This is a genomic window from Rhodopseudomonas sp. (genome assembly GCF_048594845.1).
Lineage (GTDB): Bacteria > Pseudomonadota > Alphaproteobacteria > Rhizobiales > Xanthobacteraceae > Rhodopseudomonas.
In genome coordinates, this window is sequence record NZ_JBMDXE010000234.1 from 1 (window position 1) to 14,332 (window position 14,332).

Genomic DNA, 14,332 nt, shown 5'->3' on the forward strand with positions numbered 1-14,332 from the left:
ACGTTGTAGCCGGCCTGCAGTCCGATCGCGTAGCTGCCTGTGCCTTTGAACAGCTCAAACGGGTCAAACAGGTTCAACGGACCACCGACGCCCTTCGGCCCTGCCGACCAGTCCGAATGGCCGGCAATGGCGCTCACTTGCGCCCCGACATAGAAGCCGCTCCAGTCGAACGGAACCGCGCCTCCGCCCCCAACGGCCGATGGCTCGGCCGCCGCCTGGGTGACCAGCACGGCGACGATCACAGAGGCATAGACTGACTTCCCCATCCAGGCGACTCGCGGAGGACCATTGCACGCTCCGACCATAGTGGCGCACGAATGCCCGCAGATGTCAGCAGGCTTGGTCTTTGGTGGGACGATGACCTGCAAATACTTTGCAATAGCATGGGCTGAGCCCGCTAGTGACAGGCGGCACGTTCGAGGGCATTGCAGCTCAGACCGGGACGATCAGCTAGGTGTTGCCCTCTGTGCGGGCGATATCATCCGTTATCGCTACATGCACGTGCGGGTCGCGAATGCGCGCCGGCGATCATCATCGCAGGCGCGCAACAGTTTGTATCTTAGCAGCTCGTTGCCGGCCAACCGCGGCGGCGCTCAGGCCGCGCGAACGGTATCCACGAAACGACCGACCTCCTGCCGCAGGCGGCTGCTGTCGCGCGAGAGCGACTGGGCGGCCGCGAGGACTTGCGACGAGGCCGAGCCGGTCTCGCTGGCACCACGCTGCACGTCGACGATATTCGACGAAACCTGCTGGGTGCCGCGCGCAGCCTGCTGCACGTTGCGGGAGATTTCCTGCGTCGCAGCGCCCTGCTCTTCGACAGCCGACGCGATGGTCGAGGCGATCTCCGACATCCGTTCGATGGTGCCGCCGATCTCACGGATCGCGCCGACCGAGTCCTGCGTCGCTGACTGCATGCCGCCGATCTGCTGGCTGATTTCGCCGGTGGCCTTGGCGGTCTGCTCGGCGAGCGCCTTGACCTCTTGCGCCACCACGGCGAAGCCTCGCCCTGCATCGCCTGCGCGCGCCGCCTCGATCGTGGCATTGAGCGCCAGCAGGTTGGTCTGCCCGGCAATGGTGTTGATCAAGTCGACGACGTCGCCGATGCGGTTTGCGGCGTCCGACAGTTGGCCGATGCGCTGATTGGTCTTGCGCGCCTGTTCGACGGCCTCACCCGCGATCCGTGCGGCCTCCTGCACCTGGCGCCCGATCTCGGAGATCGACGACGCCATCTGTTCGGTAGCAGAAGCGACCGATTGCACATTGGCGGACGCCTGCTCGGAGGCAGCCGCGACGGATGTCGCAAGTTCCTGCGAACGGTCGGCCGTCGAGGTCAGCGTGCCCGCCGACGACTCAAGTTCGGTCGAGGCGGCCGAAACGGTATGGATGATCTCGCCAACCGCGCCTTCGAAATCGTCGGCCAGCCGCCGCATCTCGGCCTTGTGCTCTTCGGCGACGCGCCGCTCGGCTTCTTCCTGCTCGTCCTTGAGCCGCTTCACGTCGAGCGCATTGGACTTGAACACTTCGACGGTGCAGGCCATCAGGCCGATCTCGTCACGCCGGCCCGAGCCAGCGACTTCAACGTCAAGATTGCCGGAAGCCAACTCGCGCATCGTATCGGAGATCTGCACGATGGGACGCGACACGGCGCGGCCGATCAGCCAAGCCAGCACGATGCCGAGGAGTTGCGCCGAGATGGTGATGATCAGCGTCTGCGACCGGGTATCGAACACCTGCGCCTGGGTTTCCTTGCCGATCTGTTGCTGCTCAGCGACTCCAATCGCGCTGATGCGTCCGGTCGCGGCGGCCAGCGTACCAGCTACTTTGCTCATCTCGCCGATCTTCGACTCGATGCCGGCGACGTCCGCCCCCGCCTCTCGGAAGCCATCGGCATAGACCGCCAGATCCGCCTCGATCGAGGCGATCTGCTTCTGTTCGGTGCCGGTATCGACCGACGTCTTCAACGCCGACAGCGCGGTCTTCAGTTCAGTGAGCGACTTCTCGGCTGTCGCCAGTGAATCCTTCTCGAGCCGGATACCGAGCATCTTGCTGGCGGCAAGCCGCAACATCATGAAGCTCTTCAACCCCTGTCCGACCAGCAGCGCGTTCCGGCCATCGACGTCTCCGGTCATCGTCGCGCTCTGCAGCTGCTCGAACTTCGCCATCAGACGTTGGCCAACCGGGCCAAGGACTTCGACCGTGATCCGGTTCTGGTCCCGACGCAACTTGACGACCTCGGCGAACTTGCTGCTATAGAGGCCAAACTGCTGATCGATATCCGTCAGCAGCGTATGAATCTCGGGATTTTGGATCTGGCGCATGCCCTGCACAATGCTGGCTGCAAGTTTCTGCCGGCCTTGCTCGGCTTCGCCGATCAGTGGTTCGTCGCCGGTCAGGCCATACTCACGCACGACGTTGCGCAGATGCGCGAAGCCGCCGTCGATATCGTGGGCGAGATCGACAACCTCGACACGCTGACCGAACGACGTGAACGCGGCGCCGAGCGTTCCGAAGCTGGTGTAGTTCATCACTGCTAGAATTGCCATCAGCACCTGGATGGCAGCGAAGCCGATTGCAATCTTGGTACCAATCTTGCGATTGGTAAAGACGGCGAAAACGCTTGACGTCGAAGAAGCGGCAGTCTGTTTGGCTGTGCGTGTCATGATCTGACTTTCACTGCGAGCGCATGATGCGGCTCGGCTGCGTCCTTTCGGAGCACGGCAGACATCGATCCGCGTCGCGACGCAGCTGTGATCGTTGCGGCGGATCTCCCTGGCGTGGTGTGAATGCTTGTGGGCGAACAGCGTTGTTCGCTGCAGAGTGATGCACTCCAATTCATTTGGAAAGTTTAAAGAGGCAAACCGCACAACCAATCAAATACGTAACGCGTTGCGCACGACTAAGCGGATGCAGACGATTGATCTCTATCAAATCCAATCAGTAACATGTTGTCACATCGGACTTTCTCGGCGTGCCGAAACCGCTTCCCGTCGGCTCTCCTGAGCGTGATCGCGCCGCCTTGTCTTCGTCCAAAGTCTAGCCGAGCATCAAGTTGTCACCCGCGACGCGGCATCGCTTTCCGGAACGACTTTCGCGCTCATGCGTCGTGGTCGAAACCTCCCTCTCGCAAATGGATGTCCATGCCTCAGCTTCTGAAGATCCTGATCACCGCGGCCATCGTGTTGGCTCCATCACTCGCCGCGGCGAGTTCTTCGCCGCGCGAGCCCTACGGCATCAACCTCGAGGGCTATCCGTATCCCTACCCCGTCGACACGTTCGGCGTCGTCAACGGCGGCGAACACCTCACCATGGCCTATATGGATGTTGCCCCTGCGCAGCCGAACGGCCGTGCTGTGGTGCTGCTCCACGGCCGTAACTTTCCTTCGAGCTATTGGGCGCCGGTGATTAAGATGCTGAGCGAAGCGGGGTATCGCGTCGTGGTGCCGGATCAGATCGGCTTCGGTAAATCATCCAAACCCACCGGCGATCTCCACTTCGATGATCTGGCGCGCAACACGATCGGGCTGCTCGACAAGCTCGGCATCGCCAAGGCCGACGTGGTTGCGCATTCGTTCGGCGGAATGCTCGGCGTGCGCATCGCGCGCGCCTACCCCGACCGGGTCGACCACCTTGTCCTGACGGCGCCAATCGGCCTCGAGGACTATCGGCTCTATGTGCCGCCCACCCCGACCGATAAGATCATCGAAAACGAAGACAAGCTCACGGCCGAAGGTTACCGGAAGCAGCTTGAGACTAACTACGCGCTCAAGCTACCGCCGGATCAGGTCACCCCGTTCATCGATGCCCGCTTCAACATCAAGGGCAGTCCGGATTATCGGCGATGGCTGCGCGCCTTTGTGGCATCTGGACAGATGATCTATCGGGAGCCGGTGGCGCACGAGATTCCGCTGATCGTGCGACCCACGTTGTTCATCATGGGCGCGGACGATCATAACGCCCCGGGTAGGCCGAACGCACCGGAACAACTGCGCGCCAAGATGGGGCAGAACGCCGACCTCGCCAGGAAGCTCGCGGCTGAGATGCCGAACGGGCGCGCCGAGGTGCTTCCGGACACGGGGCACCTCGTGTTCCTCGAAGCGCCGGACCGTTACCGGGAGCTGGTGCTGGATTTCCTGTCCAAGTGAAGCAGCGGCTCGTCAACCGGCCTTGCGGAGCAGCGGATAGCGCTCCGCAAGCACCCCGAAATCGAGCGCATTCTGCCAGGACGGCGGCTCTTCCGGCTCGATCGCGTCAAGAAATTGCGGATCAATCGCGTCGTCCGGGTCGGCAGGCGGCACGATGCTGAGGTGCGGCGCAGCTTCGGCGACCGGGAGCACCGGCGCACGTTCAGCGGGCACCGGATCGACCGGCAAGGTCAGGCTGTAGATCGGCGCCGGCTCCGGAGCGGGCGGCAGCGGAATATTGAGCTTTCGCACCGGATCATTGGCCGTCTCATCGCTGAGATAGAAGATCGGACGCGGCGCGAGGTTCTTATTGTGACCGAGCCACGACAGATCGACCGGATGATTGTCGATGGTCGCCTCCCGGTACAGCAGGTCGCGCCAGGTTTCGACCGCCGCCTTGGCCTCCTGAATGTTCTCCAGGAAGGCGACTTCGCTGAAGAAACGCCGCCAGCGGCCGCTTTCGAACAGCTCGGTCAGATATTCCAGCCGCTGCTCCGCGAGCACGCACCAGCGCTCGACAATCGCACGACCACGCATCGCGTCGGTGACTTCCATGATCAGTCCGCCAAAGGGGGGAAACGAACGCGACGCTACTTACGAATCGATGCAAGCATATGAATCAGTTTGTTAACAAAAATTTACCATGTCCAGCTGACGGTGCCCCCGTATTGCCACGAAGTACGGTACCGGGACTCGGCCGCCGTTTGGGCTTCTGCCGGATACGGCGCGGGCTGAGTGCGGCATTGAGCAGCTGAGCTTGAAAAGAAAGGACCCGCCCGGGGGGACAGCCGGGCGGGTCACAAGCCATATTGGCGCTGGGGTGGATGGGCGCTCGCGCCGAATACAGCCTCGTTGGGGCTTTGCGCTCCCACACCAATTGGTCCGCGAGACAACGCCAAACGTTCAATGAGGCTGCGAATTTTTCTGAAGTAGGTCGCGCTGCACGAGTTGAGGAGAGAGGATGGTCGTCGACGCCAGCGCTGCAGTGCCGCCCCCGGCGGGAACGGGAACGCCAGAATTTCCAAGGGTTTACGGCGCCGGCAGAACCGCCGCGACGATCGGCTCTTTCTCCAGTCGGGCGATCAGGCGCGCCTGATCCTGCTGCGACCGCGCACCACCGGCGAACTGCAGGCGGAAGACGCCGCCCTTGCTGCTATCGACCACGTTGGCCTGATAAGCTTCTAGCAGCGCGGTGATTTCCGAGACGCGCGCATCCGGCGCGAAGCGAACGAAAAACCGCGGGGCGACCTCGGCGCCGAGGCTCCGCGTCAGCGGCGCAGCGCGCTGCATCGTCGCGGCCGGCGGCGCAATTGTGGACGGCGCGGAGTTGGCTGTCGGCGGCGCAGGGGTCGAAGGCGCCGGAGCAGCGGCGGGCGGCGCGCGGTCGAGTTCAGCGCGAGATGTCGGCGCGCGATCACTCTGTTGCTGAACACGGTCACTCTGCGGCTGATACGTGCCGGTTTCGAGCACACCGCCGGGAGCCCAGACCAGCATCGCGCCGATGAATCCTGCCTGCAGCACGAGCGCCACGCTGGCGACCGAGGCCGACCAGGTCAGCACCTTGGGCGACAGTCCTTTCACGAAGGCGGCGAAGCGCGTCCCGAAGCCCTGCCCCGACAGCGAGAATCCCGCCTGCGCCGAACGCGCCGGCTCGGCATCGATCGCCGCGAACAGCTTCTGCATCGCCTTCGACGACGGCGCACCGAGGCTTTCGTTCAGCTCGATCGTCGCAGCGTATTCCTCGAGCACGGCAGCGTACTGCCTTGCCAGTTCGGGATCGCGCTCCAGGGCTTCGGCGACGCGATGCGCGTCGCGAGCGTTCAGCGTGCCGGCGGCATACCAGGGCAGCAGCGCCTCGACGTCGCCCGGCTCCTGATGCTCAAGCATCGATTTGCTCATCGCCATCATGGCCAGCCTCGCTGCACGCCGGCTGCTTGCAGCAGATCGGCCAGTTTCTTGCGCGCATAGAACAGTCGGGTCTTCACGGTATTCTCCGGAATGCCGACGATATGGGCGACCTCTTCCACCGATTTCTCGTGGTAGTAGACGAGGTCGACGATCTCTCGATGGTCGGCCGAAAGCCCTTCAAGGCACTTCCGCAACACATCGCCGGTGTCCTTCTTCTGGACCGTCACTTCCGGATCGTCGGAAGGATCCTCGATCGCAGCGGCGGCTTCGTCGTCCAGTTCAGCGTCCTTGCGGCGTCGCAGCGCAGACAGCGCCTTGAACCGCGTGATCGCCAGCAGCCAGGTTGAAACAGATGACCGCCCCTCGAACTTCCCAGCCTGGCGCCAGACATCCAGAAAGACCTCGCTGATAAGGTCTTCGGCGATCTGTTCGTTCCTCACCAGCCTCAGCCCGAAGCGATACACCCGCACATGGTGTCTGCCGTAAAGCACCTGCATCGCCCCACGGTCGCCCTGGGCAATCCGAGCGATCAGGTCCTCGTCCGCGGTCGCCTGCTTGGTAATCACTGGTCGTCCCGCACAGTAAGTCGGTTGCAACCCGCAGAAGGTTCGACAACCAAAGGCAAATTTATCATGGGAGCTGAGTGCCACATTGCTTCTGTGAGGTCGAGCACACGACGTGCCCGCCACGGATCGGGATCAAGCTCGGCACAAGACCCTGGAAGCCGGAAACCGACTCGCCCGCGCCTCGTCCCGGTCGGATCTTTATCAACTCGGCTGGCCGATTGCTTGGCCTATCCGCAGATCCAGGCATGCGCAGTCGCCTGCGGCAAGCCGCCCCATCATACCAGAATTCGAAATTATTCTTTTGGTGCAGATACATAAGAACTATGGCCGGTTCTCCTTCCAGGTCTCAAGGATACGAAACCTAAAGGCTTTTCCTCGTAGATTCCCTCAACTCACACGCGTCGAAGCGAGCGATGACCTCAACTGCCGCAATCCCGGGCATCCCAGCAGCGTCGGCGGATTCCGCCCAGACGCTCGCAGCCCGTGCCAAGCGGATGAGGCAGCGACGGCAGATGTTCGATCTCGTGGCCGTGAGCTACATGATCGATACCGCGCTTCTGCTGATTTACGCCTATGCAGGGACAATTTCGTTCGGGGTCGTCCCAGCCTATTTCGCCTCTGCGATGCTTCTCACCGGTGGCAACATCCTGTTGTCGGAAGCTGGCTTCCACGACCGTTTCAAGGACCACTACCTCGTCGTGCCGACCGTGGCGGTCAACATGGCGCTGGTGCTCGGCTTCAGCTTTTGGGTGCCACAGGCGGCCTTCCTGTTCATCGGCTCGCTGTTCGTGATCTTCAGCCTGGCGTCGCTGCGCGCCACTCCCGGCCAGAGCCTGCTGTGCTGGGCCGCGATGACGGCGGCGCTCGCGGGTCTGTTGCTGTTCACCGCCAGCCCGGTAGAAATTCCGCACGGCTCACTACTCGAACGGCTCGGCACCTTGCTGGTGCTGGTGCTGGCCATTGGCCGCTGCACCTTCATCGGGATGTATTCCAGCAAGCTGCGGGAATCGCTGTACAAGCGCGGCGCCGAGCTGCGCGACGCGTATCAGCGGATCGAGGAGCTCGCCGAACTCGACGAACTCACCGGCACCTTCAATCGTCGCTGCATCATGCGGATGCTCAACGAAGAGATCGACCGCGCCGAGCGCAGCGGATCGCCGCTGTCGCTCGCGCTGATCGACCTCGACTGGTTCAAGCGCATCAACGACGGCTTCGGTCATCCGATCGGTGACGAGGTGCTGCGCACCTTCGCCATCACCATCTTCGCCAACATCCGCAGCTTCGATCGGTTCGGCCGCTATGGCGGCGAGGAATTCCTGCTGTTGCTGCCCAACACCCACCGCGACGAAGCGGAAGGAATGCTGGAACGGCTGCGCGAGATCGTCGCAGAATTGGACTGGTCGGCCTTCTCCCCGGGGATGAAAGTGACCTTGTCGGCCGGCGTCGCAACCACGGCCATGGCCGACTCCGCGGATACGGTCCTCACCCGCGCTGACAGCGCGCTCTACACCGCCAAGGAAATGGGACGTAACCGGATCTTCGCAATCTGAAGAAGCAGATTGCCGCTACGCCAGGACGGATGATGAGTTCACAACCGGCACTTTCGGCCGCCAATCTTCTCGACGAATTGCAGGCCACCCTGATGCACGGCACCGTCGCGCGCCGGGTGGAAACCTTGCGTCGCGTCACCGATCTCTATCTCGACGGCGAGGTCGACTATTGCGACGATCAGATCGCCCTGTTCGACGACGTTTTCAACTGTCTGGTCAAGAACATCGAGACCAATGCCAAGGTGTTGCTGGCGCAGCGTCTGGCGCCGGTGAAAGCGCCGCCGCGGATCATCCACCACCTCGCCTTCGAGGACATGATCGAGATCGCCGCCCCGGTGCTGTCGCAATCCGATCAGCTCGACGATGCCATGCTGATCGCGAACGCCCGCACCAAAGGGCAGAGCCACATGATGGCGATCTCGACCCGCAGGTCGCTCAGCGGTGCCGTCACCGACGTGCTGGTCGAACTGGGCAACGAACACGTGGTTCAGAGCACCGTTCGCAACCCGGGCGCAGAATTCTCCGACAACGGCTATTCGATCCTCGCCAAGCGAGCCGAGCTGGACGAAAATCTCGCCACCGAGCTCAGCCGCCGCGCCATCCCGCGCGCGCAATATTTGAAGATGATCGCGCTCGCGTCCGCCTCGGTGCGTGCGAAGCTCAAGGCTGCCAATCCAGAGGTCGCCGCCGAGGTGACGAGCGCCGTCAGGCAGGCCACACGGCTGGCGCGTTCCGCGCCGTCTGCGATCAGCCTACAGACCAACATCGCCCACGGGCTGGTTCGCGCCCTGTACGAAGACGGCCGCATCAACGAGGAACAGGTCTGCACCTTCGCCAACGAACGCAAGTTCGACGAGATCAATCAGGCAATCGCCTGCCTGGCCGGCACGTCGGTGGAGACTGCCGAATCGCTGATGGTCGAATCCCGCGATGAAGGCCTGCTGATCCTCGCGAAGGTCTGCAAGCTGACTTGGCCGACCGTGAAGGCGATCATCCGGATGCGTGACGAGCTCACTGGCACGAGCTCGACCGACCTGGACGAATGCCGCTTCACCTACGAACGCCTGCGCGTCTCGACCGCCCAGCAGGTGCTGCGCTTCCACCGCATGCAACAGTCTACCGCGGTCGCAAAGCCGCCGGCCGCCTGAGCGGCCGGCCCGTATCGGCCGCGTCAGCTCACCACCGCGTCCGCAGACCGGCGTAAACGGCTCGCCCCATTCCCGGGTTGAACAATGCCGACGCGGCCGTCGCCGTTTCCACCGCGATCGTGGTCGAAATGTAGCGCTTATCGAGTAAATTGCGCCCCTCGATGTAACCGGACCAGCCGGTGCCGCGATCGTAGCCGAGCTTGAAGTTCAGCAGCGCGTATGGATCGACCGTGAGCGTATTGGCGTTATCGGCAAAGAATGCCTGCGGCATCCACTCGACATTGGGGCCGGCGTAGAAGCCATTTGCATGCTTGTACATCACCTCCGCCCGCACCCAATGCGCCGGCACCGCCGGCAGTTGGTTGTTGCCCCATGTGCGGTCGCCATCGAAGCGGAAGTCGCTGTAGGTGTAGGCGACGTTGAACCAGACTCGATCCTCCTGCGCGAAGGTCGACTTCAGGAACGCGACTCCTAGTCCGGCCTCGACGCCCTGATGCACGGTGCGATCGGCGTTACGGATGGTGCAGGCCCCCGGCGTCGACGGGCTGGTCAGGCATTGCAGTTCGTTGCGAATATCGGCGCGATACAGCGAGACATCCCAGGTAAGATCCGGTCGCCGGCCGCGGGTGCCGATCTCATAGGTGGTGGCGGTCTGGGCATTGATGTCCGTACTCGCCGGCGAAGCGAAAGTGGTGACGTCGTAAGTCGGCACTTCAGCGCTGCGCGAGATGTTGCCGTACACCTGCCAGGTCGGATCGACGTCCCACAGCAGCCCGATCTTCGGACTGAACGGGTTGTAGGCTCGCCGCCCGGACTGATCGCCATTGGCAAGATAGCGATCCTGCTGGTCGCGCACCGCATGCAGGAATTGCGCACCCGCCACCAGGGCGACATTCGGCAGGAAGAAGAATGAGTTCTCGCCATAGGCCGAGAGGTTTTGCGACTTCCAAAGATAGGAAGCCGCCAGTGGCCCCTTGGTGGCGGCGCCGACGTTCCAATACTGGTTGATGTCGATCGTGCCGTTCTGGATGTTGACGCCGGTGACCAGGCGATTGCGGAAGCCGCCGATCAGCCGGTCATCAGTGGCGCGGGCGAAGCCGCCGTAATCGTGGACGTGAAAATCGAGCCACTGATAGATCGGATGCATCACGTGGCGTTCGAGCACGAAGGCACCAAAATAGACGGTGGTCTCCTCGAACCGCAGCGTGGTCTTGTTGGCGACGCGTACCGAGTCGATGTTGCGCTGCTGGTCCTGCTGCACCCAGACCGGATTGGCAGCGCGCGGCGTTGTCAGCGCCGCATCTTTGGTCACTTCGCCGGGAATCTCGGAGCGCCAGCGACCGGCGTTGAGGTAGAACCTGGTCTCGGCGTCCGGCGAGAACTGATAGCCAAAATTGGCGTTGAGGCGTTCGGCGTCGGTCTTGCTGTGCTCGCGATAGCCGTCCTCGCGCTGTGCCGACATCGTCATGTACCAGTCGAACGGACCGGCAAAGCCGCCGACGCTGGTTGCTGACTTCAGATAGCCAAAGCTGCCGCCGTCGACACGCGCCTCGAACTCCGGCGAGTTACGTCCGGTCGGCATCACGAAGTTGATCGCGCCGCCAAGCGAATTGGCACCATAGCGCAGCGCATTCGCGCCTTTGTAGACTTCGATGTAGCGATAGGCGGTCGGATCGATCTCGAACAGATCAAACAGGCCATCCGCGGTGCTGATTGGCATGCCGTCCATCAACGGATTGATGCCGCGGTTGCCGTAGGCGCGCGACAGGCCCGACCCGCGGATCGAGATGCGGGCATCCGGCCCCCAGCGCTGCTGGATCAGCACGCCCGGCACCCACCCGAGCGCGTCCTTGATGGTGTTGGCCGGCGTGTTCTTGAACTCGGTGTCGGGGACGAGCGCGACAGCGCCAGGCGTGCGCTGAATGTCTTGCCGCGCCTGCTCGGTGGTCGGCACCGTCAGGCTCCCGGCCGCCCCCGCCGCTTGCGGCGGCCCAGCGGCGGCCGGAATTTGCGGCGAAACGGCACCGGAGCGGGCCGCGCGCACTGCGCGACTACCAGTCGAGGCCGGGCGCGGCTTCGATCGCGCGACAGGGCGCGACGCCTGATCGGGCGCCTGCACCGTCACCGGCGGTAGCGGATTGTTCGGCCGGTTCTGCGCCAGTCCCTGAGGACCGGACAACGCGATGAAGGCGATGGTGGCCGCGGAAGTCAGCAACGCGCGGTGCGTCGACGACAAGATCAACGACATTGTGCGTTCCATCACCAACGCACCTTCATTCCGGCATAGACCGCACGGCCGGTGCCCGGCTCGAACAACGGTGAGGACGCGGTCGCCTTGTCGATGATGCTGGCGGAGGCGATGTAGGTTTTGTTCAGGAGGTTGCGGCCCTCGATGTAGATCGAATAAGGCCCACCGTTGTCGATACCGGCTTTGAGGCCGAGCAACGCGTAAGGCTCGGTCTGCAGCGTATTTGCGCTGTCGACGTAGTAAGCCTGCGGGACCCACTCCACATTCGGCCCGGCATAGAAGCCGTTCGGATTTTTGTAGAGCAGTTCGGCGCGCAGGTAGTGCCGCGGTGCGCCGGGCAAGAGGTTGGTGCCGAACTTCGCATCATTGTCGAAGCGAAAGTCGTTCAACGTGTACGCCATGTTGAGCCACAGCCGATCCGGCGCGGGGCCGCGCTCGAACAGGTGCTTGAACAATGCGACGCCGAACCCGGCCTCGATGCCCTGATGCACGGTGCGATCCGCGTTGGTGACGTTACAATTGCCGAAAGCGCTATACAGGCACAGCAGTTCGTCCTTGATCTCGGCGCGATAGCCCGTCAGCTCCCAGGTCAGATCGGGCCGATTGCCCCGTGTGCCGATCTCATAGGTCGTGGCGCGCTGCGGTCGGATACTGGTGAACGGGATGGTCGGAATTCCCTGCCCCGACGCGCTCTCGCCGAAACTCGGCACTTCGGCGCTGCGTGAGATGTTGGCGAAGGCCTGCCAGGTCGAATCGATCTGCCACAGCAGGCCGCCCTTCGGGCTCCACAGGTTGAATTCCGTCGAGCCGGATTGGTCGCCGTCGGACAGGAATCGGTCGCGGCGGTCGCGCGTGGCATGCAGGAACTGCGTGCCGGCGACCAGGGCGACATTGTGCAGGACGTAGAACGAATCCTCGATGTAAAGCGAGGTGTTGGTGGATTTGTCGAGCGACGACGACGCGAGTGCCCCCTTCTGACCGGCGATGTTGACGTACTGTTTGTTGTCGAGGCGGCCGTTGAGGATGTTGACGCCCGCGACCAGCCGGTTGCGGTAGCCGCCGATCAGGCGATCGTCGGTGACTTTGGCAAAGCCGCCGTAGTCCTGATAGCGATAGTCGAGCCACTGGAAGATCGGATGCATCAGATGGCGGTCGACACCGAAGGCACCGAAATCGACCACGGTGTTATCGAAACGGATCGTGGTCTTGTTGGCGAGCCGCACCGTGTCGAGGTTGCGCTGCTGATCAAGCGAGACATTACCGGCCGCCGCTGTCTGCGGTGAGTTCAGCGCGATGTCCTTGGTGACGGTCCCGGGAATCCGCTGCCGTACGCTGTTGGCATTGAGATAGAATCGGGTCTCGATGTCCGGCGTGATCTGATAGCCGATATTGGCGCTCAACCGGTTGGCATGGCCGTCGCTGTGATTGCGAAAGCCGTCGGCGGCCTGTGTCGAGGCGGTGACGTAACCGTCCCAGGCGCCGTTGACGCCGCCGGCACTGGCCTGGAGTCGCCGGAAGCCAAACGCCCCGGCATCGACGCTGACGCCGTTCGGAAACGGGTCACGCCCGGTTTTCGTCACGAAGTTGATCGCGCCGCCGAGCGAATTGGCGCCCAGTTGCAGCGCGTTGGCCCCCTTGTACACGGCAACGTAGTTGTAGGCGGTCGGATCGATTTCCTGGAAATCGCCATAGCCATCGGCGGTGTTGATAGGAATGCCATCCATATAAAGCTGCACGCCGCGCAGATGGAAATTGCGCGACAGACCAGAGCCACGGATCGACAGCCGCGTGTCGTCGCCCCATTTCGGCTGGGCGAACACGCCCGGCACGTAGTCGAGGATGTCCTTGATCGTGTTCGATACGGTCGAGTTGCGATAGGCGTTGGCCGGTACCAGCGCGACGCCACCGGGCGTCTGCTGGATATCGGCAAGTGCTTGCTGCACCGTGAGAACAGTGAGCGCCGGCCCACGAGCCGCGAGGGAGTCGGAGACAGGTGCGGGCGCAGCGGCCGGCGTCGGGGGGGCGATGCGCATCCGCGTAGTGCCATCCGCAGCGCTCCGTCGCTGCGGCCGCGGCGCCGCTGGTCGGGCCTGATCGGGCGCCTGCACGGTGACGGGCGGTAGCACGGCATCCGACCGGCTCTGCGCAAGGGCCGGTGACGTGACAAGCGACGTTGTTACGAGAGAAGTGGCGACGAGCGCGGCGGCGTGCGCGAGCACGCGGCGGCGCGACCGCAGAAACGCGGACGGCATGGAAAACTCCGGAAGCTGAGATGACGGAAGAACTAAGCGCCGACGAACGGCGCAGGTCGTCAGCTCAACGCAGGAGGCCCACGCGCCTGGTGATCATGAGTCTGCCTGAAGGCGACAAACGGCCTGTCGCGCGGCGGATCATAGGCGATGCCAAACGCCAACCGGACCGCGACTGCCGGAGCCACCGGCGGTGGCGCGGCGCTGACATGATGGCCGATGCATAGCGGACAGTGGATTGCAGCAGGCTTGGTCTTTGTCGGATCTGTCGGGGCGGCGCTCTGGTCCGACAGGCAAAACTCATGGCCGGCAAACCATTGCACGGGCTGAGCCGCCAGCACGGCGCTGGAGAGCAGCACGTTCAGCACTAGCGCGTAGGCCGCAGCAAACGCCGCCAGCCAACCAATCCTGCGCTTTCGTGCAAACTGACCCACAATAATACCCCTGCTGGCTTGCTAGCACAGCGCATACGCGAGTCAATT

10 protein-coding genes and 1 pseudogene are annotated in these 14,332 nt (G+C 63.1%); 3 read left to right on the forward strand and 8 right to left on the reverse strand.

What is annotated here, in order from left to right:
• Nucleotides 1-266: pseudogene (locus tag ACOJTD_RS15045) on the reverse strand (porin); the annotation flags it as partial.
• Nucleotides 267-593: 327 nt separating this feature from the next.
• Nucleotides 594-2,660, reverse strand: coding sequence for a HAMP domain-containing methyl-accepting chemotaxis protein (locus tag ACOJTD_RS15050; protein WP_420133703.1), 2,067 nt, complete (start codon nt 2,658-2,660; stop codon nt 594-596).
• A gap of 477 nt (nt 2,661-3,137) precedes the next feature.
• Between ACOJTD_RS15050 and ACOJTD_RS15055 the strand changes: the two genes are divergently transcribed.
• The gene (locus tag ACOJTD_RS15055) at nt 3,138-4,142 is read left to right on the forward strand and encodes an alpha/beta fold hydrolase (protein WP_420133704.1); all 1,005 of its coding nucleotides are present in this window, start codon (nt 3,138-3,140) and stop codon (nt 4,140-4,142) included.
• 12 nt (nt 4,143-4,154) lie between these two features.
• Here the strand turns inward: ACOJTD_RS15055 and ACOJTD_RS15060 are convergent, their stop codons facing one another.
• The 3 genes from ACOJTD_RS15060 to ACOJTD_RS15070 form a co-directional block, all read right to left on the reverse strand.
• Complete coding sequence (locus tag ACOJTD_RS15060) at nt 4,155-4,736, reverse strand: TIGR03809 family protein (protein WP_420133705.1); 582 nt, start codon at nt 4,734-4,736, stop codon at nt 4,155-4,157.
• Nucleotides 4,737-5,210: 474 nt separating this feature from the next.
• Entirely contained in the window at nt 5,211-6,089 is an 879-nt protein-coding gene (locus ACOJTD_RS15065) for a hypothetical protein (RefSeq protein WP_420133706.1), read from the reverse strand.
• The gene (locus ACOJTD_RS15070) at nt 6,086-6,655 is read right to left on the reverse strand and encodes a sigma-70 family RNA polymerase sigma factor (protein WP_420133707.1); all 570 of its coding nucleotides are present in this window, start codon (nt 6,653-6,655) and stop codon (nt 6,086-6,088) included. Before ACOJTD_RS15070 ends, ACOJTD_RS15065 begins: the two co-directional genes overlap by 4 nt.
• A gap of 413 nt (nt 6,656-7,068) precedes the next feature.
• On the opposite strand from ACOJTD_RS15070, the gene ACOJTD_RS15075 reads away from it, so the two are divergent.
• Nucleotides 7,069-8,205, forward strand: a complete 1,137-nt coding sequence (locus tag ACOJTD_RS15075) for a GGDEF domain-containing protein (RefSeq protein ID WP_420133708.1) — start codon at nt 7,069-7,071, stop codon at nt 8,203-8,205.
• A gap of 32 nt (nt 8,206-8,237) precedes the next feature.
• A complete protein-coding gene (locus tag ACOJTD_RS15080; protein ID WP_420133709.1) occupies nt 8,238-9,353 on the forward strand; it encodes a DUF2336 domain-containing protein in 1,116 nt (371 codons plus the stop codon).
• A 28-nt stretch (nt 9,354-9,381) separates the two neighbouring features.
• On the opposite strand, the gene ACOJTD_RS15085 is transcribed toward ACOJTD_RS15080, so the two are convergent.
• Genes ACOJTD_RS15085 through ACOJTD_RS15095 form a run of 3 tightly spaced genes read right to left on the reverse strand, consistent with a single transcriptional unit; the run spans nt 9,382 to nt 14,284 of the window.
• On the reverse strand, nt 9,382-11,601 hold the full coding sequence (locus ACOJTD_RS15085) for a TonB-dependent receptor family protein (protein WP_420133710.1): 2,220 nt from the start codon (nt 11,599-11,601) through the stop codon (nt 9,382-9,384).
• An 11-nt stretch (nt 11,602-11,612) separates the two neighbouring features.
• Nucleotides 11,613-13,853, reverse strand: coding sequence for a TonB-dependent receptor family protein (locus ACOJTD_RS15090; RefSeq protein ID WP_420133711.1), 2,241 nt, complete (start codon nt 13,851-13,853; stop codon nt 11,613-11,615).
• A 59-nt stretch (nt 13,854-13,912) separates the two neighbouring features.
• Entirely contained in the window at nt 13,913-14,284 is a 372-nt protein-coding gene (locus ACOJTD_RS15095) for a DUF2946 family protein (RefSeq protein ID WP_420133712.1), read from the reverse strand.
• Between the last annotated feature and the right edge of the window lie 48 nt (nt 14,285-14,332).